This window comes from Pseudomonas sp. MIL19, assembly GCF_028680365.1.
Taxonomy (GTDB): Bacteria; Pseudomonadota; Gammaproteobacteria; order Pseudomonadales; family Pseudomonadaceae; genus Aquipseudomonas; species Aquipseudomonas spirodelae.
On record NZ_JAPPVG010000025.1, the window covers coordinates 1 to 25,354 of the forward strand.

Here is a 25,354-nt window from a genome sequence, read left to right on the forward strand (position 1 = left end):
GCCTGAACCGCCGTGTACGGAACCGTACGCACGGTGGTGTGGGAGGACGGCGGCCGTGAGGCCGCCTCCTACCCGATCCAGGGGCTTAGAAGTCGCCCCACAACTGTTGCGCCACACTAAGCGCCACCACCGGCGCGGTTTCGGTGCGCAGCACCCGCGGGCCGAGGCGCGCGGCATGAAAGCTGTGATGCTTGGCCAGTGCCACTTCGTTGTCGCTGAGGCCGCCTTCCGGGCCGATCAGGAACGCCAAGGACTGAGGCTGCGGGTGGCTGGCCCAAGGTTCGGCGACCGGGTGCAATACCAACTTCAACTCGGCGCGGGTCTGCACCAGCCATTCATTGAGGCTGATCGGCGGGTGAATGATCGGCAGCACCGAGCGACCGCATTGTTCGCAGGCGCTGATTGCCACTTGTCGCCAGTGGGCCATGCGTTTGTCAGCGCGTTCGTCCTTGAGGCGCACTTCACAGCGCTCGCTGACGATCAGGCTGATTTCATTGGCGCCTAGCTCGGTGGCCTTCTGGATCGCCCAGTCCATCCGCTCGCCGCGCGATAAGCCCTGACCAAGGTGAATACGCAGAGGGGATTCGGCCTGACCGGTGAATGCCTCGCGCAACTCGACGCGCACATTCTTTTTACCAACCTCAATCAGTTCGCCCAGGTACTCCTGGCCACTGCCGTCGAACAATTGCACCGTATCGCCGACGGCGTGACGCAGCACACGCCCGATATAGTGGGCCTGGGCTTCTGGTAGCTCGTGCTGGCCGAGGGAGAGGGGGGCGTCGATAAAGAATCGGGATAGGCGCATAAGACGTGAACCTAGAGTAAAGGCGCGAATTCTAGCCGCAGGGCGCGTGGTGCGCATGGATATCCGTAGGGTGGATGACAAGCGCGTCATCCACCCCGCTGCTGTATTTAGCCCGGGTCGCGAAAGCCCGGATAGTTGGCGTTGCCCATTGCCACGCTGACCGAGTTACGGGTGGCGATATCGATGCCTTCACTGGCTACTTCCGCGAGGAAGTCGATCTGCTCAGGGGTAATCACATAAGGCGGCAGGAAGTACACCACGCTGCCCAGCGGACGCAGCAGTGCGCCGCGCTTGAGGGCGTGCTGGAATACTTTGAGGCCACGGCGTTCCTGCCAGGGGTAAGCGGTTTTACTGGCTTTGTCCTGGACCATCTCGATGGCCAGCGCCATGCCGGTTTGGCGAACTTCGGCGACATGCGGGTGGTCGACCAGGTGCGCGGTGGCGCTGGCCATCCGCGCGGCCAGGGCTTTGTTGGCCTCGATTACATTGTCTTGCTCGAAGATGTCCAGGGTTGCCAGGGCCGCCGCGCAGGCCAGCGGGTTGCCGGTGTAACTGTGTGAATGCAGGAAGGCGCGCAGGGTCGAATAGTCGTCATAGAACGCTTCATACACCTCGTTGGTGGTCAGACACGCTGCCATGGGTAGATAGCCGCCGGTGAGGGCTTTCGACAGGCAGAGGAAATCCGGACGGATACCGGCCTGTTCGCAGGCGAACATCGTGCCGGTGCGGCCGAAGCCCACGGCGATCTCGTCATGGATCAGGTGCACGCCGTAGCGGTCGCAGGCTTCACGCAGCAGCTTGAGGTAGATCGGGTGGTACATGCGCATGCCGCCGGCGCCCTGGATCAGCGGCTCGACGATTACCGCCGCGACTTCATGACCGTGCTCGGCCAGGGTCTGCTCCATGTGGGCAAACATGGTGCGCGAGTGTTCTTCCCAGCTGACACCCTCGGGGCGGTGGTAGCAGTCCGGGCTGGGCACCTTGATAGTGTCCAGCAGTAAGGTTTTATAGATGTCAGTGAACAGCGCGACATCGCCGACCGACATCGCCGCGATGGTTTCGCCGTGGTAGCTGTTGCTCAGGGTGACGAAGCGCTTCTTCGCCGGTTTACCGACGTTGAGCCAGTAGTGAAAGCTCATCTTCAACGCGACTTCGATGCAGGATGAGCCGTTGTCGGCATAGAACACCCGGTCGAGCCCCGCCGGGGTCATATTGACCAAGCGCTCGGAGAGTTCGATCACCGGTTGATGACTGAAGCCCGCGAGAATCACATGCTCCAGTTGGTCGACCTGATCTTTGATGCGCTGGTTGATGCGCGGGTTGGCATGGCCGAAGACGTTGACCCACCAGGAGCTGACCGCGTCGATATAGCGTTTGCCGTCGAAGTCTTCCAGCCACACGCCTTCACCGCGTTTGATCGGTACCAGGGGCAGCTGCTCGTGATCCTTCATTTGCGTGCAGGGGTGCCACAGCACCTTCAGGTCACGTTGCATCCACTGGTCATTCAGGCTCATCGCGGGTCTCCCATGAAAATCTGCGCCAAGCCTATCAGAAGCACCGTGGACGAAGAGCGGCACAAGCGTGGCGGTATTCCTCTGGCAGCCCGCCGATTGGCTCTATCATGGCGCCTGCAGAGCGGTCGCGGAACGTTATGGCGCGCCGCTAGACTAATGACTCTGCGTAAGAGACTCGAATGAAGCATCGTATTTCTCGATATTTCAAAGCGAAAAATTCCGCTTTTAGTCGATAGGTTTGTTGCTAGTCTTGTTCGATTCGCGGCCCCGACCTTTATTTTTTGGAACCTTTGCAATGCAATGGCGCAATAGCTCTTCTCACTACGGTCTTGTCAGCATCCTGATGCACTGGCTGGTAGCGCTGGCCGTGTTCGGCCTGTTTGCCTTGGGTTACTGGATGGTCGGGCTGGACTATTACAGTGGCTGGTACAAGACCGCGCCTGACCTGCATAAAAGCATCGGCCTGGTGCTGTTTACTGTGATGCTGGCTCGGGTGCTGTGGCGCGGGTTTAGCCCGCCGCCGGCGAGCTTGCCCGACCATGGGCGGCTGACTCGCCTGGCCAGCAAGTTAGGTCACAGCTTTCTCTACCTGGGGCTGTTTGTGCTGATGATTTCCGGCTACCTGATCTCTACAGCTGACGGACGCGGCATCCCGGTATTCGGCTTGTTTGAAGTGCCGGCCAGCCTGACCAGTATTCCTGACCAGGAAGACGTGGCCGGGTTGGTGCATGAGTACCTGGCGTGGGCGCTGGTGATCTTTGCCGGCATTCATGCGCTAGCTGCGTTGAAACACCACTTTATTGATCGCGACCGTACGCTGATGCGGATGTTCGGTCGCTAGCTACCTTTGTTGTTTCCGGGGCTGGACTGGCCCCATCCCACACTCACAAGGAGTATGCCGATGTTGAAGAAAACCCTCGTAGCCCTGGCACTGGGTGGCGCATTGATGGGCGCTGGTCAGGCGATGGCTGCTGATTACGCCATCGACAAACAGGGCCAGCACGCCTTCGTCAATTTCAAGATCAGCCACCTGGGCTACAGCTGGTTGTACGGTACGTTCAAGGACTTCGACGGCAGCTTCAGCTTCGACGCCGCCAAGCCGCAGGACAGCAAGGTCAACGTGACGCTGAATACCACCAGCGTCGACACCAACCATGCTGAGCGCGACAAGCACCTGCGCAGCGATGACTTCCTCAATGTCAGCAAGCACCCAACCGCGACCTTCGCCTCCACGGCTGTTACCTCCACTGGCGAAGGCACGGCTGATATCGCCGGCGACCTGACCCTTAATGGCGTGACCAAGCCGGTGGTGATTGCCGCCACCTTTATCGGTGAAGGCAAAGACCCATGGGGTGGCTACCGTGCCGGTTTTGCAGGCAGCACCACGCTGAAGCTGAAAGACTTCGGCATCACCAAGGACCTGGGCCCGGCGTCGGAAAGCGTCGAGCTGATCATCTCGGTTGAAGGTGTACGCCAGTAAGCTCGTAGGATAGGTTAGCCGCGCAGCGGCGTAACCCACCGCTGAACGAATGCAGCACCAACAAAAACGCCGCCCAATGGGCGGCGTTTTTGTGTGCGACTAACTGACTATGACTCTTCGCGGTTGCGTGTCAGCAGGGCCGGCTTTTCGCCGCGCGGACGTGCACTCGCCAGTTCGTCGAGTTGCTCAGCTGTTGGCAGGCGATCCAGGCGTGAGCCCTTGTGCACGATTACTGGCTGCTTATCGCGTGGGCTTTTCACTGCCGCTTCCTGGCGTGGCAGCTCATCGCGGTTCAGCGAGGTGGTACGGGTGTCGCGCGCTGGGCGTGCACGGCCTGAGCCATTACGACCCTGGCCCGCATTGGCACCTGAACCCGCACCCTGGCGACGGCCTTGGCCGCCCGCACCCGCACCCGCACCGCCAGCATTACTGCGTGGCTTATTGGCTGGGCGCGCACCTTGGCCGACACCATTGCTGGCGCTTGGCCCGGTAGCAGGCGCACCGGGCCGACGGCCACGGTTCTGCTGCTTGTTCTGGTTAGGGCTTACATAGTCGACACGGTTGCCGAAATTATCGATTTCATCGTCGCGGAACTCGTCCGGCGCGCGATCCGGAGGGAGTGCGGGCACGGCCGGTGTGCTGGTGCGGGCCGATGATGCGCTGCGTGGCTGCTGGCTACGACCGCCCTGCGGCTTGCTGCGGCTGTTGTTGTCACGGCCGCTGTCTTTGCCTTTGTCTTTACGACCGCCGCCATGGCGTTCGCCTTCTGGCTTGGCGCCGCGCGGTGGGCGTGGCTTCTGCGGCTCACGCACTTCCGGACGCTCGGCCTCAACGGTGCTGGCATCAAAGCCGAGCAGGTCGCCATCAGCGATCTTCTGCTTGGTCATGCGCTCGATACCCTTGAGCAGCTTCTCTTCATCCGGGGCAACCATGGAGATTGCTTCACCGCTACGGCCGGCACGACCGGTACGGCCAATGCGGTGCACGTAGTCTTCTTCGATGTTCGGCAGCTCGAAGTTGACCACATGCGGCAGCTGGTCGATATCCAGGCCGCGCGCGGCGATATCGGTGGCAACCAATACGCGGACCTTGCTGGCCTTGAAATCAGCCAGGGCTTTGGTGCGAGCGTTCTGGCTCTTGTTACCGTGGATCGCCACAGCCGGCAGGCCGTGTTTATCCAGGTACTCAGCCAGACGGTTGGCGCCGTGCTTGGTACGGGTGAAGACCAGTACCTGTTCCCAGGCTCCAGCGGTGATCAGGTGGGCGAGCAGGGCGCGCTTGTGGCTGGCCTGAACGCGGAACACGCGTTGTTCGATGCGCTCGACCGTGGTGTTCGGCGGCGTGACTTCGATGCGTTCCGGGTTGTGCAGCAGCTTGCCGGCCAGGTCGGTGATGTCTTTCGAGAAGGTAGCCGAGAACAGCAGGTTCTGGCGCTTGGCCGGAAGCTTGGCGAGGACCTTTTTCACGTCATGGATAAAGCCCATGTCGAGCATGCGGTCGGCTTCATCGAGCACGAGGATTTCCACGTGCGAGAGGTCGATGGCACGTTGGTTGGCCAGGTCGAGCAGGCGACCGGGACAGGCCACCAGGACGTCGACGCCCTTGGCCAGGGCCTGGATCTGCGGGTTCATGCCAACGCCGCCAAAGATGCAGGCGCTGACGAATTTCAAATCGCGGGCATACAGCTTGAAGCTGTCATGCACCTGGGCGGCCAGTTCGCGGGTTGGGGTCAACACCAGCACGCGCGGTTGTTTCGGGCCATGGCGCTGTTCGCGATCGGGGTGACCGTTGGGGAACAGTCGCTCAAGGATCGGCAGGGCAAAGCCGCCTGTCTTACCTGTACCCGTCTGGGCTGCAACCATCAGGTCGCGACCTTGCAACGCGGCGGGGATGGCCCGCTGTTGCACCGGAGTGGGTTGGGTGTAGCCGGCGGATTCGACCGCACGGACTAAAGCCTCGGAGAGACCGAGGGAGGCAAAGGACATGTGTAATCCTGTCTAGTGAGGGCGCAGCCCTATGGGGTGTATTGCCTGGCTTGAATCACGCTTGGGGGGCGCAATCCCGTCCGGTACTACTGGCCTCTGGGGGCTAGCATCCGGGCGCAAGCCTGGCGGGAAGGCCCGAGTATAACAGAGCTGGGTCGATCTGCAGCATTCGCCTGCTTAACGGGCTGCAGGGGTTTTTGGCGCGGGTTATAGGTACAGCGGTATGGCTCAGCGGGTGTAGCGGGCGCTGAGGGCAGCATACCCCGGCTCACCTTTGAAACGACGCAGCTCGTTACTGAAGCGCTGGGCGAACGCCTCCAGGCCGGCGTTGCGGCGTAGGCCCAGATACAACAGGTCGCGGCTAATCACCAGGGGGTGATGGCCGATGTCATTCTGGATGCCCATCTGCTGGGCCAGAAATAGGCCGCCGCGTTTGTCGTTGATCACCAGGTCGACTCGCTCGCGCAGCAACTTGCCGAAGTTCGCGATGTGGCTGGGTGCGGGCTCACGGATGAACAGGTCGGACTCGCGAAACGCGCGATTGGCATACCAGTAACCGGCGGATACACCGACTTTTAGGCCTTGCAAGTCCTCTAACTGGCTGAACGGATAAGGCCTGGCACTGGCGTAGAACAGCACAAACTCGATCTGCGACATGGGCTCGTCGGGGTAAAGGATGCTGATTTCGCGCTCAGGGGTGCGGAAGATATCCAGGATGGCGTCGGCCTGCCCCTGTTCAATTGCCGCTAGGCAGCGTTTCCAGGGCAGGAACTGCCATTCAGCCTCGATGCCCAGGCGCTGCAGGACAATTTGTGTGGTCTCGTAGTCGAGACCTTTTACTGTGCCTTGCTCTTCATACACATAGGGCGCCCAGCTTTCACTGACGATGCGCAGCGTCTGGGCGTGAGCGCAGAGGCTCAGGCCCATCAGGCACAGTGCAGCGATTATCTGGCGCGGGGAGGTTGGCATGTCGCCAGAGTAGCGACTTGGGTCGAGTCTGAGTAGTCGGGGCGCGATGAATAGTTGCGCTCGGCTACTTGCCATCACAACAGCGAACGGCGCTGCATGGGCAGCGCCGTTCGGCCTATTGCTCGTGCGGTCTAGAGCTATTTAGTCAGCCGGTAGCAGGGGACATAGGCGCTGTTGCCTGGCAGTTTCATCCGATGTTGATCAACGAAGGCCTGCAGCAGCGTATCGAGCTTCTGCATGATGTCGCGGTCACCGGTGATTTCGTAGGGGCCATGTTGTTCGATCAGGCGGATGCCCTTGTCCTTGACGTTACCCGCGACAATCCCGGAAAACGCCCGGCGCAGGTTGGCCGCCAGTTCGTGCGCGGGCTGCTCGCGGGTCAGCTTGAGGCTGGCCATGTGGGCGTGCGTCGGCTCGAAGGGGTGCTGGAAGCTTTCGTCGATCTTCAGCAGCCAGTTGAAGTGGAACGCATCGTTATGTTCACGGCGGAATTGTTTTACTGCCTTGATCCCTGCGGCCATTTCCCGGGCGACCTGCTCGGGATCGTTGATGATGATGCTGTAACGCTGCTGCGCTGCTTCGCCGAGGGTCGCGCCGATAAACTCATGCAACTGTTCGAGGTAGGCGGCGGCACTGCTTGGCCCGGTCATGATCAACGGGAAGGGGATGTTCTGGTTGTCCGGGTGCATGAGAATGCCGAGGAAATACAGCAGCTCTTCTGCTGTGCCCGCGCCGCCGGGGAAGATGATGATGCCGTGGCCAATACGCACGAAGGCTTCCAGGCGCTTTTCGATATCCGGCAGGATCACCAACTCATTGACGATCGGGTTCGGCGCTTCGGCGGCAATGATCCCCGGCTCAGTCAGGCCCAGGTAGCGGCCATGCACGTTGCGTTGTTTGGCGTGGGAAATGGTCGCGCCTTTCATCGGCCCCTTCATCACGCCAGGGCCGCAGCCGGTGCAGATATCCAGCCCGCGCAGGCCCAGCTCGTGGCCAACTTTCTTGGTGTATTTATATTCCTCGGTGCTGATCGAGTGGCCGCCCCAGCACACCACGATCTTCGGCTCGGCACCGGCCCGCAGGGTGCGGGCGTTGCGCAGCAGGTGGAAGACGTAGTCGGTGATGCCCTGGGAGCTGCTGAAGTCGACCCGCTTGTTTTCCAGCTCGCTCTGCGTGTAGACGATATCGCGCAGGGCGCTGAACAGCATTTCGCGGGTGCTGGCGATCATCTCACCATCGACGAAGGCGTCGGCCGGGGCGTTGAACAACTCCAGGCGGATGCCGCGATCCTGCTGCACGATGTGGATTTCGAAGTCCGGGTAGGCTTCCAGAATGGTCTTGGCATTATCGCTGTGCGAGCCGGTGTTGAGGATCGCCAGGGCGCACTGACGAAACAGCGCATAGACGCTGCCGGAGCCGGTTTCGCGCAGCTGCTGCACTTCACGCTGCGAAAGGGTTTCCAGGCTGCCTTTGGGATTGACTGAGGCATTGATGGTTTTTCGTGCGGCCATTGCGGCGCTCCATGGTTGTCATATCGCGTAAGCCTTTCATGGCTAAACGCTTGCTGAAAGTATGGTCGTGACTGAGTACGTTGGACTAAGCGCAGACCAGGTAGTGCGTTGCAAAAGGCTACCGTGGTTTGTCGGGAGGATGGGAAAAAACTGCAACCGAGGCGTGGCGAGGCATGCCGAATGGCGGGTGAAAGCATCGACACCCGCAGGACGCAGGTGCCGATATAGCGGGCGTTAAAACTTAACGCGGCAGCTTGAGGTTGTTCCAGATCGCCAGGCTCGGTTCAGCCTGGTTCATGCTGTAGAAGTGCAAACCTGGAGCGCCGCCTTGCAGCAGGCGTTCGCACATTTCCGTGATGACCTGCTCGCCATACGCCTGGATGCTGTCGGTGTCGTCACCGTATGCTTCCAGTTGCTTGCGCACCCAGCGCGGGATCTCCGCACCGCAGGCGTCGGAGAAGCGCGCCAGCTTGCTGTAGTTGGTGATCGGCATGATGCCCGGCACCACTGGGATATCCACACCCAGCTTGCGCACGCGCTCGACAAAGTAGAAGTAGCAGTCGGCGTTGAAGAAATACTGGGTGATCGCGCTGTCGGCGCCGGCCTTGGCCTTGCGTACGAAGTTGGCAATATCGTCTTCGAAGTTGCGTGCCTGCGGGTGCATTTCCGGGTAGGCGGCCACTTCGATATGGAAGTGATCACCGGTTTCGCTGCGGATGAATTCAACCAGTTCGTTGGCGTAGCGCAGCTCACCGCTGGCCATGCCCATACCGGATGGCAGATCACCGCGTAGGGCGACGATGCGCTTGATCCCGGCGTTTTGGTACAGGGTCAGCAGGTCGCGCAGTTCGGCTTTGCTGTCACCGACGCAGGACAGGTGCGGTGCAGTGCTCACACCGACATCGTTATTCAACTGCAGCACGGTATTCAGCGTGCGGTCGCGGGTGGAGCCACCGGCACCGTAAGTGCAGGAGAAGAAATCGGGGTTGTAGGTCGCCAGTTGGCGCGCCACATTCATCAGCTTTTCGTGCCCGGCTTCGGTCTTGGTAGGGAAGAACTCGAAGCTGTAACGGCGTTCTTGAGACATAAGAAAATTCCGAAAGGTGGGTCAGCCTCAGGCATAACCCACCGGGGTTTTCGACAGGCTGGCCGCAGAGCGGCTAACCCATCCTACGCATCAATAGCGGTAAGCGTGCGGCTTGAACGGGCCTTCCACGGTTACACCGATGTAGTCGGCCTGAGTCTTGGTCAGCTGTGTGACGACGCCACCGAAGCCTTTGACCATTTCCAGGGCTACTTCCTCGTCGAGCTTCTTCGGCAGTACTTCCACGGTCAGGCGCTCGGCTTTCTGCGCTGGGCTCAAGTCGGCGTACTTCTGACCGAACAGGAAGATCTGCGCCAGCACCTGGTTGGCGAACGAGCCGTCCATGATCCGGCTTGGGTGGCCAGTGGCGTTACCCAGGTTTACCAGGCGGCCTTCCGACAGCAGGATCAGGTAGTCATCGTTCTGCGCGTCGAATGCGCCTGGGCCAGTGCGGTGGACCTTGTGCACCTGCGGCTTCACTTCTTCCCATGCCCAGTTCTTGCGCATAAAGGCCGTGTCGATCTCATTGTCGAAGTGGCCGATGTTGCACACCACAGCGCGTTTTTTCAGCGCTTTGAGCATGTTCGAGTCGCAGACGTTGAAGTTACCGGTGGTGGTCACCAGCAGGTCGATCTTGCCCAGCAACTGGGTGTCGATGCAGGCTTCGCTGCCGTCGTTGATGCCGTCTTTGAATGGCGAAACCACTTCATAGCCGTCCATGCAGGCTTGCATGGCGCAGATCGGGTCGACTTCGGTCACGCGTACGATCATGCCTTCCTGACGCAGCGATTGTGCCGAGCCCTTGCCCACGTCGCCGTAACCGATGACCAGCGCTTGCTTGCCGGACAGCAGGTGGTCGGTGCCGCGCTTGATGGCGTCGCTCAGGCTGTGACGGCAGCCGTACTTGTTGTCGTTCTTGCTCTTGGTCACCGAGTCGTTGACGTTGATCGCCGGGATTTTCAGCTCGCCCTTGGCCAGCATGTCCAGCAGGCGGTGTACGCCGGTGGTGGTTTCTTCGGTGACGCCGTGGATGCGCTCAAGCATCTGCGGGTATTTCTTGTGCAGGATCTCGGTCAGGTCGCCGCCGTCGTCGAGGATCATGTTGGCATCCCATGGCTGGCCATCTTTGAGGATGGTTTGCTCGATGCACCACTCGTACTCTTCCTCAGTTTCGCCCTTCCAGGCGAATACTGGGATACCGGCGGCAGCGATGGCGGCAGCGGCTTGGTCCTGAGTCGAGAAGATGTTGCACGACGACCAGCGTACTTCGGCGCCCAGTGCAGTCAGGGTTTCGATCAGCACGGCGGTCTGGATGGTCATGTGGATGCAGCCGATGATCTTCGCGCCTTTCAGCGGCTGTTCGCCGGCGTATTTGCGGCGCAGGCCCATCAGGGCTGGCATTTCGGATTCGGCGATGATGGTTTCGCGACGGCCCCAGGCAGCCAGGGAAATATCGGCGACTTTGTAATCGGTGAAACCGGCAGGCGTCAGTACAGCGCTCATAAATGAGTTCTCCATTCGTTTGTGTCGAATGGGCGCCGTTGATGCGTATGGTTAACGCCCCATCCGAGCCTGACAGGCGGAAGTCTGTTTTGAATCCGCCTGATTGCATTGCTGGAATGCAGGGCTGGGGATTCACAACAAACTTACCGCGTGCTGCAGCGCCCCTCGGACAGGTGGCGGGAGCGACCGGAGCTGTGCCGGTTGCGTGAAGCAATGGTGATTATAGCCATGCTGAGGATTTAGCCCAAGGCTTTCCGTCGCCCAGCCTCGACGCGGATGGTAGCCTTGCAGCATCGCGTAGTTATGGACCTGTCATGGGCAATCACAAAATCGAGATTCGCCGGCGCAACGTTGAAAAGATTCTGCTGGCTGCCGAAAAGGTCTTCGCCGAAAAGGGCCATGGTGGCACGTCCATGGGCGATATCGCCGCAGAGGTCGAGCTGCCGCGCTCCAACCTGCATTACTACTTCAGCACCAAGGACGAACTGTACCGCGCGGTGCTGCTCGACCTGCTGGAGGTGTGGAAGCAGGACGCGCTGTGCTTCGAGATGTATGACGATCCGCGGGTGGTGCTCAGTACCTATATTCGCGCCAAGATGAACCACTCGCGCAGCCGCCCGCATGGCTCCAAAGTCTGGGCCAACGAGATCATCCATGGTGCGCCGATGCTGGGTGCAACCCTCGACGACAGTCTCTACAGCTGGGCCAAGATGAAGGAAGCGAAGATCCGCCAATGGGTCGACGACAAACGCATCCTGGCCGTCGAGCCGTCCGCCTTGCTGTATATGATTTGGGCGTCAACCCAGCACTACGCCGACTTTAGCCATCAGGTCAGCGTGCTGAACGACCACCAGGCGCTGTCCGAACTGCAGTTCGAGCGCGCAGTGCAGACGGTGACCAGTGTGATATTGCGTGGGATTGGCCTGGAGCCTTAACGGCTGTGATCGTGGGGTAGTTGATCGCGGGCAAGCCCGCTCCTACAACAACGCTGAATCCGTAGGAGCGGCGGGGACGCCTAGTTCTTGCCCGCGATATATTTGATGGAGTGGTGTGGTTACGACGCTACGCGATACGGATTACGCGGGTCGTGGTTCCAGTCGAGGAAGGGCTTGCCGGTGTCCTGGGTCACCATTTCAATGCAGTTTTCCACCGGGCAGGTGATCTGGCACAGGTTGCAGCCCACACACTCTTCGTCGATCACTTCGTATTTATGCGTACCGTCGGCCTGGGTCAGGCTGGCGATGGCCTGGTGCGAGGTGTCTTCGCAGGCGATATGGCAGCGGCCGCAGCCGATGCAGGCGTCCTGATCGATCTTGGCGATCACCTGATAGTTGATGTCCAGGTACTTCCAGTCGGTGGTGTTGCCCACCGCACGGCCTGAGAAATCCGCGAGGCTTTCGTAGCCCTGACTGTCCATCCAGCGCGACAGGCCGTCTTTCATCTCCTCGACGATGCGAAAGCCATGCAGCATCGCCGCCGTGCACACCTGCACCGCGCCACAGCCGAGTGCGATGAACTCCGCCGCATCGCGCCAACTGCCAATGCCGCCGATACCGCAGATCGGCAGGCCTTGGGTTTCCGGGTCGCGGGCAATTTCCGCAACCATGTTCAGGGCGATGGGTTTGACTGCCGAACCGCAATAACCGCCATGGGTGCTTTGATTGCCGACGATAGGGTGGGCGACCATGCGATCGAGATCGACGCTGGTGATTGAGTTGATGGTGTTGATCAGCGACACCGCATCTGCCCCGCCGCGATGAGCCGCGCGGGCGGACAGGCGCACGTCGGTGATGTTCGGCGTCAGTTTGACGATCACCGGCAGCGAGCTGTAAGTCTTGCACCAGCGGGTGACCATCTCCACGTATTCCGGCACCTGGCCGACCGCTGCGCCCATGCCGCGCTCGGGCATGCCGTGGGGGCAGCCGAAGTTCAGTTCGATGCCGTCGCAGCCGGTGGCTTCCACCAACGGCAGGATGGTTTTCCAGGATTCTTCGACGCACGGCACCATTAAGGAAACGATCATCGCGCGGTCTGGCCAGTCCTTCTTTACCTGGGTGATTTCGCGCAGGTTGATTTCCAGTGAGCGATCGGTGATCAGCTCGATGTTGTTGATGCCTTGCACTTGGCGGTTAGGGCCGAAATGTGCCGAGTAGCGCGACGACACATTGACCGCTGCCGGGTCTTCGCCGAGGGTCTTCCAGACCACGCCGCCCCAGCCGGCTTCAAAGGCGCGGACCACGTTATAGGCTTTGTCGGTCGGCGGCGCGCTGGCCAGCCAGAACGGGTTGGGAGCTTTCATACCGGCGAATTCGATGGATAGATCGGCCATTTATGCGGCCTCCACATTAAGCATCAGGTGAGAGTGGATGGCCTCGGCGGCCAGCTTGCCGTGCTGCACGGCTTGTACGGTGAGGTCCTGACCCAGGGCGGTGCAGTCGCCGCCGGCGTAGATGCCGGGCACGCTGGTTTGCTGCTGCGTATCGACCCAGATGCGTTCGCCTTCGCGATTCAGCTCGCTGGCCAGCGGATCACTCAGGGCCTGGCCGTCAAAGGCCTGGCCGATGGCGCTGAAGATGGCGTCGGCGGCCAGTTCGAAGGTTTGCCCGGTGCTTTGCAGGCGGCCGTTCTCCAGGCGGGTACGGGCAAAGCGCATGCCGCGTACTTGGCCCTGTTCATTGAGCAGAACGTCTTGCGGCTGTGCCCAGGTCAGCAGGCGCACCTGATTGGCTTTGGCGATGTCTTGTTCATGTTCGGTGGCGCCCATTTCCTCGAAACCACGGCGATAGACCAGGTTTACGTCGCGGGCGCCGAGCTTGCTCATTTGCACCGCCATGTCGATAGCGGTATTGCCGGCACCGAGGACGATGCAGCGCTCGGCCACGGGCAACTGGCTAAGGTCATCGCTCTGCCGCAGTTCGCGGATGTAATCGGTGGCAGCGAGCAGGCCCGGCGCGTCTTCGCCCGGCAGGCCGAGGCGTTTGCTGGCGGCCAGGCCGATGCCGAGGAAGACCGCGTCGAACTGCTGGTGCAGGTCGCTCAGGCTGAGGTCGTCACCGAGCTTGTGGCCGTGGCGAATCTCGATGCCGCCGATCTGCAGGAGAAAGTCCACTTCGCGTTGAGCGAAATCGTCCACCAGCTTGTAGGCGGCGATGCCGTATTCGTTGAGGCCGCCGGCTTTCTCGCGCGCCTCGAAGATCACCACGTCGTGACCATGCATGGCCAGGCGGTGGGCGCAGGACAAACCTGCAGGCCCGGCGCCGACTACGGCGATGCGTTTGCCGCTGGCTGGGGCGCGTTTAAACGGGTGCTCGCTGAACTGCGCGTTGTCGATGGCGTAACGCTGCAGCAGGCCGATCAGCACTGGCGCGCACTCCTGGGCGTTGTTGCGCACGCAGGCCTGCTGGCAAAGGATTTCTGTCGGGCAAACGCGGGCGCAGCTGCCACCGAGGATATTCGCCGAGAGAATTTTCTCGGCGGCGCCCTGAACGTTTTCATGGCTGATATTGCGAATAAATGAGGGGATGTCGATCTCGCTCGGGCAAGCATTGATGCAGGGCGCGTCATAGCAGTACAGGCAACGGGCGCTTTCCAGTGCGGCTTGGCGAGCGTTAAGCGGCGGGGTCAGATCGCTGAAACGATCGGCCAGTTCGGCAGCGTCGGCATCCGGTCGTGGTAAATGGCTGAGGGTGTCTATCACGGTTATTGCCTCACGGTTTTGTGGCTTTTATTGGGCAGTTAACAGCTGATAAGCGGCCGTCCGGCCTCTGTGGGTCGGTGCGGCTAAGTCATGTGTGGTGCCTGGGCGCGGGTTTAACGCTCGACGGCGGTAGGGCGATTCTTTTCGGCGCGTTTACTCAGCAGGTCGAATACCGCCGGGTACGCCGGGCGCTCGACATAGCGGCCGGCGCCACGTTCGGCGCGCAGGTCGCCATCGACCCAGACCAGCTTGCCCTGGCTGATGGTGTGGCTGGGCACGCCGCGCACGGTCTTGCCTTCGAAGATGTTGAAGTCGACCTGCTGGTGATGCGTTTTGGCCGAAATGGTGCGCGTGCCCTGTGGGTCCCAGAGCACCAGGTCAGCATCGGCGCCTAAGCGTAGCGCGCCCTTGCGTGGGAACAGGTTGAAGATCTTCGCCGTATTGGTGCTGGTCAGCGCGACGAAGTCGGTGATCGACAGCTTGCCGCTGTTCACCCCTTCGTCCCACAGCACGGCCATACGGTCTTCAATACCGGCAGTGCCGTTGGGGATTTTGCTGAAATCGTCACGACCGGCGGCTTTCTGCTCGGCGCAGAAACAGCAGTGATCGGTGGCGGTGGTGTGCAGATTGCCCGACTGCAGGCCGCGCCATAGCGCTGCTTGATGCTCCTTGGGGCGGAACGGCGGGCTCATCACGTAACCGGCGGCCATCTGCCAATCGGGGTGGCGATAGACGCTGTCATCGAGCAGCAGGTGGCCGGCTAATACTTCGCCGTACACCGGCTGGCCTTTAGCGCGGGCATAGGTGATTTCATCCAGGGCTTCCTGGGTGGAAACATGCACCAGGTACAACGGCGTGCCTAGGGTCTCGGCAATGCGGATAGCGCGGCTGGCGGCTTCACCTTCGACCTGCGAGGGCCGTGACAGCGGGTGCGCTTCCGGGCCGGTCATGCCCTGAGCCAGCAGTTTTTGTTGCAGGTGATAGACCAACTCGCCGTTTTCCGCGTGCACGGTGGGCACTGCGCCCAGTTGCAGGCAGCGCTCGAAGCTGGCGACCAGGGTGTCGTCGGCGGCCATGATGGCGTTTTTGTAGGCCATAAAGTGCTTGAAGCTGTTGACCCCGAACTTCGCCACCAGCTCGCCCATCTCGGCGGCAACCTGCTCGCTCCACCAGGTGATGGCGACATGGAAACCGTAGTCGGATGCGGACTTCTCCGCCCAGCCGCGCCAGGTGTGGAAGGCTTCGAGCAGCGATTGCTGCGGGTTGGGAATGACGAAGTCGATGATCGAGGTGGTGCCGCCGGCCAGCCCTGCAGCCGTGCCGCTGAAGAAATCTTCGCTGGCCACAGTGCCCATGAACGGCAATTGCATATGGGTGTGCGGATCGATGCCGCCGGGCATCAGGTACTGGCCGCTGCCGTCGAGTACTTGGCAGCCGGCGGGGGCGTCGAGGTTGTCGCCAATAGCCTGGATCAGGCCGTCGGCGCAGAGCACGTCAGCGCGGTAGCTCTCTTCATGGGTGACCAGGGTGGCACCGCGTATCAACAGCGACATAGCGAGTTCCTCTCAGGCTGACCGGTGCATGCCGGTTCTTCGTGTTATGACCTGTCAGGTGAGAGGTTTTATTCCTGTCACTGCTGACAGGAATTGAATCTAGTCGCTGCTCAATGATTGATCAAGAATATTTTTAAATACTCTTTTTGTATTTTAAGTTATTGAAAATAAAGGAAAAAATAACGAAATAAACAAAATGGTGCAGGCCCTAACCATTTTGACGCACTTGACAAGAACCAAATATGAGCAAGATTTCCTATGCAAAATCAGGCGTTTGAACCCGACGCAGGGTCCGCGCTGCGGGCGCAAAGAATATTTGCCTGCACCACTTTGAATCCTGACGGGTGAGACAGGCTTGTTGGTGGCGGCAACAGCCGGCATGTGAGGTGCAGGGGGAGAATCTAGCAGTTGATATAAAGTCCTTATTAATCAGCTATTTATGCGTTTATTGGCAAGCGATGCATGAGTTGAACAGGTTCCCGGCACGCTTATTGATAGCCGTCGCTATCGAGCTGGCCGGCCGAGATGAACGCGTACTCCGGCCATCGCGAACGGCCTTTGCCAGTGCAGCCCCTGGCAAATGGTTGGTAATCCCGATGAGCAAATAATCAGAACAATCACTGGAGAGGCCCCATGCAACAGAGCAGATCGCAAGTGACTGAGCGCGATGGCTTGTACGAACTGGTCGCAGGCCCCGACGTACTCGACAGCCCGCGCTATAACCACGACATCGCCCCGACCCAGGTGCACGAACGCACCTGGAACAAGTGGCACATCACCGCCCTATGGGTCGGTATGTCGATCTGCGTGCCGACCTACACCCTGGGCGGCGTGCTGACCGCCTACTTCGGGTTGTCGGTGAGCGAGGCGCTGCTGGCGATCTTGCTGGCCAATATCATCGTGCTGATTCCGCTGACGCTGAATGCCTTTCCCGGTACCAAGTACGGCATACCGTTCCCGGTGCTGCTGCGCTCGTCGTTCGGGGTGATCGGTTCCAACGTGCCCTGTCTGATTCGCGCGGTCGTGGCCTGTGGTTGGTTCGGTATTCAGACCATGTTCGGCGGCCTGGCCATTCACCTGCTGCTCGGCTCGATCTTCGAGGGCTGGAAAAGCCTAGGCGGCACCGGTGAGGTGATCGGCTTTATGGTCTTCTGGACCCTCAACTTGTGGGTGGTGCTGCGCGGGGCGGAATCGATCAAGTGGCTGGAAACCCTGTCCGCGCCGCTGCTGGTGCTGGTCGGTGCCGGCTTGCTGATATGGGCGCTGCCCAATGTGTCGATGAGCGAACTGCTGGCGCAGCCGGCCAACCGTCCTGAGGGTGCCGGTGTGACCAGTTACTTCCTGGCCGGGCTGACCGCCATGGTTGGTTTCTGGGCCACCTTGTCGTTGAACATCCCCGACTTCAGCCGTTACGCCAAGAGCCAGAAAGATCAGATCGTCGGCCAGATCATTGGTCTGCCGCTGACCATGTTCCTGTTCGCCGCCCTCGGTGTGGTGATGACTGCCGCATCGGCCTCGCTGGTCGGTGAAACCGTGTCGGACCCGGTCACCCTGATTGGCCATATCCAGAGCCCAGGCTGGGTCGCCCTGGCCATGGCGCTGATCATCGTCGCCACGCTGTCGACCAACACTGCGGCGAACATCGTCTCGCCCACCAATGACTTCCAGAACATCGCGCCCAAGCTGATCAACCGCACCAAGGCGGTGATGCTCACCGGCCTGATCGGCCTGGGGTTGATGGGCCATGAGTTGCTGAAAAAACTCGGCCTGCTGGTCTCTGACCTGAGCCTGGAAAGCGTCTATTCCAACTGGTTGCTGGGTTACTCCAGCCTGCTCGGGCCGATCGCTGGGATCATGGTGGTGGATTACTTCCTGATCAAGAAACAGCGCCTCGACCTGGCTGGCCTGTACCGCGATGACGTGTACCCCGCGTGGAACTGGATCGGTTTTGTCGCCTTCGCGGTACCCGTGGCGCTGACCCTGTTGTCGCTCGGCAGCAACGCCTTCAGCTGGTTCTACGACTACGGCTGGTTTACCGGTTCGTTCTTCGGCGGCTTGATTTATTTCGGTCTCTGCAGCCTGCGCAGTACGCAGCCGGTGGCGGTTGATAGCGCTGCCTAAATCGACCACCCGACGGGTCAGCGCAGCAGTTCGTGCTGGCCTGCAACGCGACTCAACACGCTCGCCGTTCTGTTAGGCGGGTTAAACACGATCGATCAAGGAGAACGCCATGAACACTGTCAGCGAGGTTCTGCAATCCACTCAACCGCACATCAACAGTGAGCGTCTGTGGCAATCGCTAATGGAGCTGGCGCAGCTCGGCGCCACGGTTAAAGGTGGTGTCTGCCGGCTGGCGCTGACCGACCTCGACCGTCAGGCGCGCGACTTGTTTGTGCGCTGGTGCGAGGAGGCCGGCTGTACGGTGAGCGTGGATGGCGTGGGCAACATTTTTTCTCGCCGCCCTGGGCGTAATAACGCACTGCCGCCGGTGATGACCGGCAGCCATATCGACACCCAGCCCACTGGCGGCAAGTTTGACGGCTGCTTTGGCGTGCTGGCCGGCGTCGAGGTGCTGCGTACCCTGAATGATCTGGGCGTGCAAACCGAGGCGCCGCTGGAAGTGGTGGTGTGGACCAACGAAGAGGGCTCGCGCTTTGCCCCGTGCATGATGGGCTCCGGGGTATTCGCCGAGAAATTCACCCTGGAAGAAACCCTGGCCAAGCGCGATGCCGAGGGCGTCAGCGTCGGTGAAGCGCTGAACGCTATCGGCTATGCCGGCAGCCGTGCGGTGACCGGGCATCCGGTCGGTGCCTATTTCGAGGCGCATATCGAGCAGGGGCCGATTCTTGAAGACCAAGGTAAGACTATCGGCGTGGTACTTGGCGCCCTCGGGCAGAAGTGGTTCGATCTGAATCTCAAGGGCGTCGAAGCGCATGCCGGCCCAACGCCGATGCACCTGCGCAAGGATGCCCTGGTTGGCGCGGCTGCGGTGGTGGCCGCGGTGAATCGGGTGGCGCTGGAGCACCAGCCGCATGCCTGTGGCACGGTCGGTTGCCTGCAGGCCTACCCCGGCTCGCGCAACGTGATCCCCGGTGAAGTGCGCATGACCCTGGATTTTCGTCACCTGGAACCGGCGCGGTTGGATTCGATGATCGCTGAGGTGCGTGGGGTGATCGAAGACACGTGCGCCAAGCATGGCCTGAGCTTCGAGCTAACACCGACGGCAGACTTCCCGCCGCTGTATTTCGAGCAGGGCTGCGTTGAGGCGGTACGCAGTGCTGCGCAGGGGCTGGGTCTGTCGCATATGGATATCGTCAGCGGCGCTGGGCATGACGCGATCTTTCTCGCTGAACTGGGACCGGCGGGGATGATCTTTGTGCCGTGCGAGGGCGGCATCAGCCACAACGAGATCGAGAATGCCGCGCCGGGTGATCTCGCCGCCGGTTGCGCGGTGTTGCTGCGTGCCATGCTCGCAGCCTCGGTGGCGCTGGCCAACGGAAAACTGGCGGCATGATTGGCTGAATATCCGGTGGCTTGTGGGCAAGTGTCATGGTCGCGGGCTAGGGTTGCAGGCCAAGCTACAGCTTTGCTGTTCAGACCTTAGGAGTTGCCATGACCGTTGCTTACTGGTGTGTGTTGATTGCCCTGTTTTTACCTTACCTGTCGACCGCGACGGCCAAAGCCGTCAGCGGCGGCTTCAGCCCCCGATACAATCATGACCCGCGCGCCCTGTTGGACAACCTCAGCGGTCTCGGCCGCCGCGCCAACAATGCCCAGCTCAATAGCTTCGAAATCACTCCGGCATTCTCTGCGGCGGTGATCATCGCCCACCTGGCAGGTGGTGCCGAGCAGGCATTGCTCGATCAATTGGCCATGGCCTTTATTGCCAGCCGTATCCTTTATTTCATCTTTTATGTGGCCGACTGGGCGACCCTGCGTTCGCTGGTGTGGTTCGTCAACATAGGGCTGATCATCAGTCTGTTTGTAGTCTCCGCCTAAGAACCCGTGCAAAGTCTGCTGCGCTCACCCTGCGAGCCAGCCTATGGCTGTTACTAACGTAGCGCCTTGCATGGCTCTCGCTCGCCAGCCGTTACATCAGGTTCTGCTCTCTGCGGCAAAACACCACGCTTGGCCGTTGGCGGGTGGGTGGCGATACTGTCACCCGTTATCCACCCGGTTGTTGGTATTGAAGGTGTTATGAAGCTTAAAACCCTGTTCCTCATTTTATTGGCGCTGACTGTGAGTGGTTGTGGCGGTGTCGATCCCAATTCGCCGCAAGGCCAGCGGCAAGCGCTTTTCAAGCAGATGCTCAAGGTCAGCGAGAACCTGGGTGGCATGCTGCGCGGCCGGGTGGCGTTCAAGGAAGAGGCGTTTGTTGCCGGTGCGGCCGAGCTTGACCAGCTGACGCGCAAGCCTTGGCAGCACTTCCCGCAGGTGCGTGAAGAGGGTGGCGAGAGCCGCGCCAAGGATGAAGTGTGGCAGCGTCAGGCGCGCTTCCAGGAGCTGGCGCGCGCGATGGAAGCCAGCACCGCGGCGCTGGTTAGCGCCACCCAGGCTCAGCCCCTAACCCCTGAGTTGCTGGCGGCACCGATGCAGCGTGTTGAAGACAGCTGCAAGGCGTGCCATGAAGAGTTCCGCGCCTTCTAAGTCAAGGCGCACAGCTGGTTGCGCCAGCTTCGCCGTTCTATTTAGCAGGCGCAAAGCACGTTAAGCGAGTCGTGCCCAGGGGCGGGCACGCACCTTGCCTGCAATGGCTTTGGTTGAGCTGCACTACGCGCGCTATTTGTTGAGTTCTTCGCGGGCTTGTTGCAGCTCTGTACGCGACTCCTGCAGATTGCGCTGGCGCTTGCTGATGTCGTCCTGATCGCCGTCGGCCTGTGCTTCACGCAGATCCTGCTCGCGTTCTGCAATTTCGTCCTCGGCTTTGCTCACCTTGGCTTCGCGCTTGGCGCGCAGGTCGTCATCGTTGCAGTTGTTTTCAACTTCCTTCAGGGCTTTCTCCAGGCCGGCTTGCTGATTGCTATTGCTGTGGCTTTTGGCGATTTCGAGTTGCGCTGAGATGGCCTGAATTTTCGCCGCGCAGCCGGTGAGCGGCGTTGTGCTTTGATCGGCGTGGGCCAGGGTGGCGGTCAGCAGCAGGGCGCTCAGGAGCAAGGTTCTGTGCATGGTTATTCCTCGGTAGTGGGGTGTGCAATTGACAGTTCAGCGGGGGCAAAGTTTATCGGCAGTTTAGAAACCGGCGATTTGCGCTGTGCGCAGCTGTGTACGCAGAGCCTGTACTTCCGGGTGTTGGAAAAATGCCTGCAGCTGCGCCGCGCGCTGTGGGCCGACGCCGGGCTGGTGCTGCCAGTCGCTGATGCTGCGTTGCGCCAGGGTGTCCCAGTCGGCGTCCAATGTCACGTTGCCTGGCACGCCCAGGGCGCGCAGCCAGGCCTGTTGTGGGCGTTGGCGCGCCAGCTGGAAACTCTGTTGCAGGGCAGCGGCGCTGCGTGGTCCAAGGCCCGGTACGCGGCTGAGCTGCTCGGTCGAGAGGTCTAGCCAGTCGGTGAGGCTGTTGATCTGTTGGGCGCGCAGTAGCTTATCCCAGGTGCCGGGGCCAACACCCGGTAACGCCAGGCCCTGTTTACCGCTAAGCCAGACCAGGCGTGCGCGAAACTGACTGGCGCACGCCGGCGTGGCGCGCCAGCAGCTGAGGCTGTGATAGGCCTTGGCATCTGGCACCTGCAGTTCGGCGCGCTGCTGCGTGCGCCAGAGCACGCTGTCCAGTGCGGGGATGGTCAGCCCGGACAGGCGAATTACCACCTGATCTCCGGGGCGAATATCCAGGCTTTGCCAGCGTTGCAGGGAACCGGCGCTGACATATTCGATGCGCCGGTCATCCAGTTTCACCGGCTGTACGCGCAGCACAGGGGTGATACGTCCGCTGCGGCCGATGCGAAAATCCACCGCCTGCACCACGGCCAATGCCTGGCTGGCTGGGTACTTCCAGGCGACGGCCCAGTGCGGCGGTTCGGCTTGCCAGCGGGCGGCAGGCGGGCGTTTGCCTTGACGCAATACGACCCCGTCAGTCGCGAAGGGCAGGGGGCTGTTGTACCACTGTGCGCGCCAGTGGCTGGCATCGGTCAATGTGCGGATCGGTTGGCTAAAGTTCTGGTTGTCGGCAAAGCCCAGAGTGTTGAGTTGCTGCAGGCGTTCGTTGATGCTGCTCGGGCCGTCAGGCCAGTCCCAGACAAACAGGCCGATGCCAGCGCTTTCCTCGGTTGTTAGCGTCTGTCGGGCCAGCAATCCGGCGACCTTGCTGCGCGCTCCCAGGCTGCCGGCCTGGTGTTGAATATGCGCAGGCATGCGCCAATACAGCTCGCCCTGTAATACCAGATCAGGCCGGCTGGGCAAGTGTTGGGGAATGGCTGGCAGCTGACGCGCCTGGGTGGTCCAGTCCTGGCCGTTGCGGCCGTCGCCGCGACTAATCAATTGCGCCAGCTGACCCTGGCGGTAGATCAGGCTAACGGCCACACCATCGACCTTGGGTTGGATCCATAGGTCTTCTCGGCTGGCGATCCAGTTGGCGACGGCGCGACTGTCCGCGAGCTTGCGCAGCCCGGTTTGGGCAATGGGATGGGGGACTGGGCCGGTACTGCTGTTGAGCGGGTTTGCTTCCGCCGGGCCGGCGCCGGGGAAGCAGAGGCGCCAGTGTTGCAGGTTGGCGCTGGCTTGATCGTAGAGCTCATCGGCAACCAGGCTCTGGCCTTGGCGGTGGTAGGCGTCGTCCCAGGCGTTGAGTTGCTGGGCCAGGGCGCTGAGTTCGCGTTCGGCACGTTGCGTTGGCCAGTCTGGGCAGGTAGCCCATAAGGGGTTGCTGAGTAGGAGTAAGCCGGCGATCAGCGCTTTCATCATGAGCATCCTTGCTCGGCAGGTGGCCATGTAAGGCTAGTTGCTTTTTTATCCGGCGCTTAGCGTGCACGCAATAAAAAGCCCCGCACTGGGCGGGGCTTGTGTTGTTGCCGCGAGCCTTACAGGCCGGCTGCCGCGCGCAGTTCGGCAGCTTTGTCGGTCTTTTCCCAGGTAAAGGTGGTGAAGGTGTCGTCGCCGACCGTCTTCTGCGCAGGCGTACGGCCGAAGTGACCATAGGCTGCAGTTTCCTGGTACATCGGGTGCAGCAGGTCGAGCATCTTGGTGATGGCGTACGGGCGCAGGTCGAAGATGTCACGCACCAGCTTGATGATCACGTCTTCGGCGACGGTGTTGGTGCCGAAGGTGTTGATCGAGATCGAGGTTGGTTGAGCCACGCCGATGGCGTAAGACACCTGAATTTCGCAGCGCTCAGCGAGGCCTGCAGCGACGATGTTCTTCGCCACGTAACGACCAGCGTAGGCGGCCGAACGGTCAACCTTGGACGGGTCCTTGCCGGAGAACGCGCCGCCGCCGTGACGGGCCATGCCGCCGTAGGAATCGACGATGATCTTGCGCCCGGTCAGGCCGCAGTCACCCACTGGCCCGCCGATCACGAAGTTGCCGGTTGGGTTGATGTGGAACTGAGTGTCCTTGTGCAGCAATTCAGCCGGCAGGGTGTGCTTGATGATCAGCTCCATCACCGCTTCGCGCAGGTCGGGCAGCGAAACATCCGGGTTGTGCTGGGTCGACAGCACCACGGCGTCGATGCCGACGACCTTGCCGCCGTCATAGCGGCAGGTGACCTGCGACTTAGCGTCCGGGCGCAGCCACGGCAGCAGGCCGGATTTGCGAGCTTCGGCCTGACGCTCAACCAAACGGTGGCTAAACACGATCGGCGCAGGCATCAGCACGTCGGTTTCGTTGCTGGCATAGCCGAACATCAGGCCCTGGTCGCCAGCGCCCTGATCTTCCGGCTTGGCGCGGTCAACACCCTGGTTAATGTCCGGGGACTGCTTGCCAATGATGTTGATGATGCCGCAGGTGTTGCCGTCGAAACCGACGTCGGAGCTGGTGTAGCCGATGTCGCAGATCACCTTGCGGGTGATTTCTTCCAGGTCGACCCAGGCGCTGGTGGTGACTTCGCCGGAGACGATGGCCACACCGGTCTTAACCATGGTTTCACAGGCGACGCGGGCGTGTTTGTCCTGAGTGATGATGGCGTCGAGCACGGCATCGGAAATCTGGTCGGCGATCTTGTCGGGATGGCCTTCGGAGACGGACTCGGAGGTAAAGAGGGAGTATTCGCTCATCGTTCGGGTTCCTGTGAGTGATCGTTAATTGCGGCCCTTGGGCCATAAGGTGTTGAAGGTTTGGCGAAGTGCCGTACCTGAATCTGAAAGCCGTTGCGTAGGCCCACATACAGGCTTTCGCAGGTGGTCAAACCGGCGGCGGCGGCCCAGCGCGCCAGGTCGTCTTGTTCGAAGCCCAGCCACAAGTCGCCGCAGGCCTCGCGGGCCCAGCTCTGGTTGTGGCTGCACAGTTCGGTAATCAGTAGGCTGCCGCCGGGCTGCAAGTGTTGTGCAAGCTGCTTGAGCGCCTCGGCGGGTGCGGCGAAGTGGTGCAAGACCATGTTCAGCACCAGGCAATCGGCCGCTGGGTAGTCGTCATGCAGGGCATCGGCCAATTGCAGCGTAACGTTATGCAAGCCTTCCTCGGCGCAGCGCAGGCGTGCCAGTTCGAGCATGGCGGCGCTGTTATCCAACGCCAGCACCCGCTGGAAGCGCCGCGCCAGCTCCGGCAGGAAGCCACCATCGCCGGGGCCGACTTCCACCGCGCTGGCGTCACTGGCAAAGCCCAGGGAGTCGAGCAGGGCCAGGACGCTGTCACGGTATTGCGGCAGCCCGGCGATCAGGTCTTGCTGCGCCTGGAAGCTTGCGGCGCTGCGGGTGAAAAAAGCTTGGCTGGCGGCGGCGCGCTGGCTGTGTACGGCGGCGATGCGCTGTTGTATCTCGGCCGGCAGCTGCAGCTGGTCGACCTCATCCAGCAGGGCGCTGTGCAGGCGACTGCCCACTTGCTCGGCCTGGGCCAGCGCACGGCGGTAGAAAATCGCATTGCCTTCGCGGCGCGTGGCCACCAGCCCAGCTTGCGCCAGCACTTTAAGGTGGTGACTGATGCCGGACTGGCCGGTGGCGAAGATTTGCGCCAGCTCCAGCACGCCGAATGAGTCGTTGGCCAGGGCGCGCAGGATATTCAGGCGCAACGCATCCCCACTGGCCTTGCACAGGGCAGCGAGGGCGTCGACGGGCTGAAAGGCCAAATGGGATGCGCGCATATTCATAGGTGGGGCAGTCTAGTCGGTCAT

General features: G+C 61.1%; 21 protein-coding genes and 1 riboswitch. Of the genes, 7 read left to right on the plus strand and 14 right to left on the minus strand.

Going from position 1 to position 25,354, the window contains the following annotated elements; all coding sequences use genetic code 11:
• Positions 1 to 85: 85 nt before the first annotated feature.
• Both N1078_RS14815 and N1078_RS14820 read right to left on the minus strand, forming a co-directional pair.
• Positions 86 to 805, minus strand: coding sequence for a 16S rRNA (uracil(1498)-N(3))-methyltransferase (locus N1078_RS14815; protein WP_274088930.1), 720 nt, complete (start codon positions 803 to 805; stop codon positions 86 to 88).
• A 107-nt stretch (positions 806 to 912) separates the two neighbouring features.
• Positions 913 to 2,319: an adenosylmethionine--8-amino-7-oxononanoate transaminase gene (locus tag N1078_RS14820; protein WP_274088931.1), complete on the minus strand. Its 1,407-nt coding sequence runs from the start codon at positions 2,317 to 2,319 to the stop codon at positions 913 to 915.
• 295 nt (positions 2,320 to 2,614) lie between these two features.
• Between N1078_RS14820 and N1078_RS14825 the strand changes: the two genes are divergently transcribed.
• Together N1078_RS14825 and N1078_RS14830 are read left to right on the plus strand one after the other, a co-directional pair.
• Complete coding sequence (locus N1078_RS14825) at positions 2,615 to 3,160, plus strand: cytochrome b (RefSeq protein WP_274088932.1); 546 nt, start codon at positions 2,615 to 2,617, stop codon at positions 3,158 to 3,160.
• Between the two features lie 60 nt (positions 3,161 to 3,220).
• On the plus strand, positions 3,221 to 3,799 hold the full coding sequence (locus N1078_RS14830; protein ID WP_274088933.1) for a YceI family protein: 579 nt from the start codon (positions 3,221 to 3,223) through the stop codon (positions 3,797 to 3,799).
• A 107-nt stretch (positions 3,800 to 3,906) separates the two neighbouring features.
• Here the strand turns inward: N1078_RS14830 and N1078_RS14835 are convergent, their stop codons facing one another.
• The 5 genes from N1078_RS14835 to ahcY all read right to left on the minus strand — a co-directional run bounded on the left by N1078_RS14835 (position 3,907) and on the right by ahcY (position 10,851).
• Entirely contained in the window at positions 3,907 to 5,784 is a 1,878-nt protein-coding gene (locus N1078_RS14835; protein ID WP_274088934.1) for a DEAD/DEAH box helicase, read from the minus strand.
• Positions 5,785 to 6,012: 228 nt separating this feature from the next.
• Positions 6,013 to 6,753 (minus strand): substrate-binding periplasmic protein, encoded by a 741-nt coding sequence (locus N1078_RS14840; RefSeq protein WP_274088935.1) that lies wholly within the window; start codon positions 6,751 to 6,753, stop codon positions 6,013 to 6,015.
• A 137-nt stretch (positions 6,754 to 6,890) separates the two neighbouring features.
• Entirely contained in the window at positions 6,891 to 8,264 is a 1,374-nt protein-coding gene (ppnN, locus tag N1078_RS14845; protein WP_274088936.1) for a nucleotide 5'-monophosphate nucleosidase PpnN, read from the minus strand.
• A gap of 241 nt (positions 8,265 to 8,505) precedes the next feature.
• Entirely contained in the window at positions 8,506 to 9,351 is an 846-nt protein-coding gene (gene metF / locus N1078_RS14850; protein ID WP_274088937.1) for a methylenetetrahydrofolate reductase [NAD(P)H], read from the minus strand.
• A gap of 90 nt (positions 9,352 to 9,441) precedes the next feature.
• Entirely contained in the window at positions 9,442 to 10,851 is a 1,410-nt protein-coding gene (ahcY, locus tag N1078_RS14855; protein ID WP_274088938.1) for an adenosylhomocysteinase, read from the minus strand.
• Positions 10,852 to 10,874: 23 nt separating this feature from the next.
• Positions 10,875 to 11,024: riboswitch (S-adenosyl-L-homocysteine riboswitch) on the minus strand.
• Positions 11,025 to 11,165: 141 nt separating this feature from the next.
• On the opposite strand from ahcY, the gene N1078_RS14860 reads away from it, so the two are divergent.
• Positions 11,166 to 11,786, plus strand: a complete 621-nt coding sequence (locus N1078_RS14860; RefSeq protein ID WP_274088939.1) for a TetR/AcrR family transcriptional regulator — start codon at positions 11,166 to 11,168, stop codon at positions 11,784 to 11,786.
• A gap of 119 nt (positions 11,787 to 11,905) precedes the next feature.
• Here N1078_RS14860 and preA read toward each other — a convergent pair whose 3' ends face one another.
• From preA to hydA, 3 genes are all read right to left on the minus strand, one after another.
• Positions 11,906 to 13,180 (minus strand): NAD-dependent dihydropyrimidine dehydrogenase subunit PreA, encoded by a 1,275-nt coding sequence (gene preA / locus N1078_RS14865; protein WP_274088940.1) that lies wholly within the window; start codon positions 13,178 to 13,180, stop codon positions 11,906 to 11,908.
• Positions 13,181 to 14,548, minus strand: a complete 1,368-nt coding sequence (locus tag N1078_RS14870; protein ID WP_274088941.1) for an NAD(P)-dependent oxidoreductase — start codon at positions 14,546 to 14,548, stop codon at positions 13,181 to 13,183.
• Between the two features lie 113 nt (positions 14,549 to 14,661).
• On the minus strand, positions 14,662 to 16,101 hold the full coding sequence (gene hydA, locus N1078_RS14875; protein ID WP_274088942.1) for a dihydropyrimidinase: 1,440 nt from the start codon (positions 16,099 to 16,101) through the stop codon (positions 14,662 to 14,664).
• Between the two features lie 633 nt (positions 16,102 to 16,734).
• Between hydA and N1078_RS14880 the strand changes: the two genes are divergently transcribed.
• The 4 genes from N1078_RS14880 (at position 16,735) to N1078_RS14895 (ending at position 20,748) form a co-directional block, all read left to right on the plus strand.
• Positions 16,735 to 18,222 carry an NCS1 family nucleobase:cation symporter-1 gene (locus tag N1078_RS14880; protein ID WP_274088943.1) on the plus strand — a complete coding sequence of 496 codons (1,488 nt, stop codon included), beginning with the start codon at positions 16,735 to 16,737 and terminating at the stop codon, positions 18,220 to 18,222.
• Between the two features lie 109 nt (positions 18,223 to 18,331).
• The gene (locus tag N1078_RS14885; protein ID WP_274088944.1) at positions 18,332 to 19,615 is read left to right on the plus strand and encodes a Zn-dependent hydrolase; all 1,284 of its coding nucleotides are present in this window, start codon (positions 18,332 to 18,334) and stop codon (positions 19,613 to 19,615) included.
• A 98-nt stretch (positions 19,616 to 19,713) separates the two neighbouring features.
• Complete coding sequence (locus tag N1078_RS14890; protein WP_274088945.1) at positions 19,714 to 20,100, plus strand: MAPEG family protein; 387 nt, start codon at positions 19,714 to 19,716, stop codon at positions 20,098 to 20,100.
• 198 nt (positions 20,101 to 20,298) lie between these two features.
• A complete protein-coding gene (locus N1078_RS14895) occupies positions 20,299 to 20,748 on the plus strand; it encodes a c-type cytochrome (protein WP_274088946.1) in 450 nt (149 codons plus the stop codon).
• 132 nt (positions 20,749 to 20,880) lie between these two features.
• Here the strand turns inward: N1078_RS14895 and N1078_RS14900 are convergent, their stop codons facing one another.
• The 4 genes from N1078_RS14900 to N1078_RS14915 all read right to left on the minus strand — a co-directional run bounded on the left by N1078_RS14900 (position 20,881) and on the right by N1078_RS14915 (position 25,330).
• Positions 20,881 to 21,267, minus strand: a complete 387-nt coding sequence (locus tag N1078_RS14900; protein WP_274088947.1) for a DUF1090 domain-containing protein — start codon at positions 21,265 to 21,267, stop codon at positions 20,881 to 20,883.
• A gap of 63 nt (positions 21,268 to 21,330) precedes the next feature.
• Complete coding sequence (ligB, locus tag N1078_RS14905) at positions 21,331 to 22,995, minus strand: NAD-dependent DNA ligase LigB (protein WP_274088948.1); 1,665 nt, start codon at positions 22,993 to 22,995, stop codon at positions 21,331 to 21,333.
• Between the two features lie 116 nt (positions 22,996 to 23,111).
• Positions 23,112 to 24,302 carry a methionine adenosyltransferase gene (gene metK / locus N1078_RS14910; protein WP_274088949.1) on the minus strand — a complete coding sequence of 397 codons (1,191 nt, stop codon included), beginning with the start codon at positions 24,300 to 24,302 and terminating at the stop codon, positions 23,112 to 23,114.
• Positions 24,299 to 25,330 carry an ArsR/SmtB family transcription factor gene (locus tag N1078_RS14915; RefSeq protein WP_274088950.1) on the minus strand — a complete coding sequence of 344 codons (1,032 nt, stop codon included), beginning with the start codon at positions 25,328 to 25,330 and terminating at the stop codon, positions 24,299 to 24,301. The genes metK and N1078_RS14915 overlap by 4 nt, the downstream gene beginning before the upstream one ends.
• Positions 25,331 to 25,354: the final 24 nt, after the last annotated feature.

Excerpts from the sequence above, each read along its gene's own strand:
- N1078_RS14830 (WP_274088933.1), top strand. The coding sequence starts at position 3,221 with ATGTTGAAGAAAACCCTCGTAGCCCTGGCACTGGGTGGCGCATTGATG.
- preA (WP_274088940.1), bottom strand. The coding sequence starts at position 13,180 with ATGGCCGATCTATCCATCGAATTCGCCGGTATGAAAGCTCCCAACCCG.
- N1078_RS14895 (WP_274088946.1), top strand. The coding sequence starts at position 20,299 with ATGAAGCTTAAAACCCTGTTCCTCATTTTATTGGCGCTGACTGTGAGT.
- ahcY (WP_274088938.1), bottom strand. The coding sequence starts at position 10,851 with ATGAGCGCTGTACTGACGCCTGCCGGTTTCACCGATTACAAAGTCGCC.
- N1078_RS14835 (WP_274088934.1), bottom strand. The coding sequence starts at position 5,784 with ATGTCCTTTGCCTCCCTCGGTCTCTCCGAGGCTTTAGTCCGTGCGGTC.
- N1078_RS14890 (WP_274088945.1), top strand. The coding sequence starts at position 19,714 with ATGACCGTTGCTTACTGGTGTGTGTTGATTGCCCTGTTTTTACCTTAC.
- hydA (WP_274088942.1), bottom strand. The coding sequence starts at position 16,101 with ATGTCGCTGTTGATACGCGGTGCCACCCTGGTCACCCATGAAGAGAGC.
- N1078_RS14915 (WP_274088950.1), bottom strand. The coding sequence starts at position 25,330 with ATGAATATGCGCGCATCCCATTTGGCCTTTCAGCCCGTCGACGCCCTC.
- ligB (WP_274088948.1), bottom strand. The coding sequence starts at position 22,995 with ATGATGAAAGCGCTGATCGCCGGCTTACTCCTACTCAGCAACCCCTTA.
- N1078_RS14815 (WP_274088930.1), bottom strand. The coding sequence starts at position 805 with ATGCGCCTATCCCGATTCTTTATCGACGCCCCCCTCTCCCTCGGCCAG.
- N1078_RS14885 (WP_274088944.1), top strand. The coding sequence starts at position 18,332 with ATGAACACTGTCAGCGAGGTTCTGCAATCCACTCAACCGCACATCAAC.
- N1078_RS14820 (WP_274088931.1), bottom strand. The coding sequence starts at position 2,319 with ATGAGCCTGAATGACCAGTGGATGCAACGTGACCTGAAGGTGCTGTGG.
- N1078_RS14880 (WP_274088943.1), top strand. The coding sequence starts at position 16,735 with ATGCAACAGAGCAGATCGCAAGTGACTGAGCGCGATGGCTTGTACGAA.
- N1078_RS14860 (WP_274088939.1), top strand. The coding sequence starts at position 11,166 with ATGGGCAATCACAAAATCGAGATTCGCCGGCGCAACGTTGAAAAGATT.
- N1078_RS14900 (WP_274088947.1), bottom strand. The coding sequence starts at position 21,267 with ATGCACAGAACCTTGCTCCTGAGCGCCCTGCTGCTGACCGCCACCCTG.
- metK (WP_274088949.1), bottom strand. The coding sequence starts at position 24,302 with ATGAGCGAATACTCCCTCTTTACCTCCGAGTCCGTCTCCGAAGGCCAT.
- N1078_RS14840 (WP_274088935.1), bottom strand. The coding sequence starts at position 6,753 with ATGCCAACCTCCCCGCGCCAGATAATCGCTGCACTGTGCCTGATGGGC.
- ppnN (WP_274088936.1), bottom strand. The coding sequence starts at position 8,264 with ATGGCCGCACGAAAAACCATCAATGCCTCAGTCAATCCCAAAGGCAGC.
- N1078_RS14825 (WP_274088932.1), top strand. The coding sequence starts at position 2,615 with ATGCAATGGCGCAATAGCTCTTCTCACTACGGTCTTGTCAGCATCCTG.
- metF (WP_274088937.1), bottom strand. The coding sequence starts at position 9,351 with ATGTCTCAAGAACGCCGTTACAGCTTCGAGTTCTTCCCTACCAAGACC.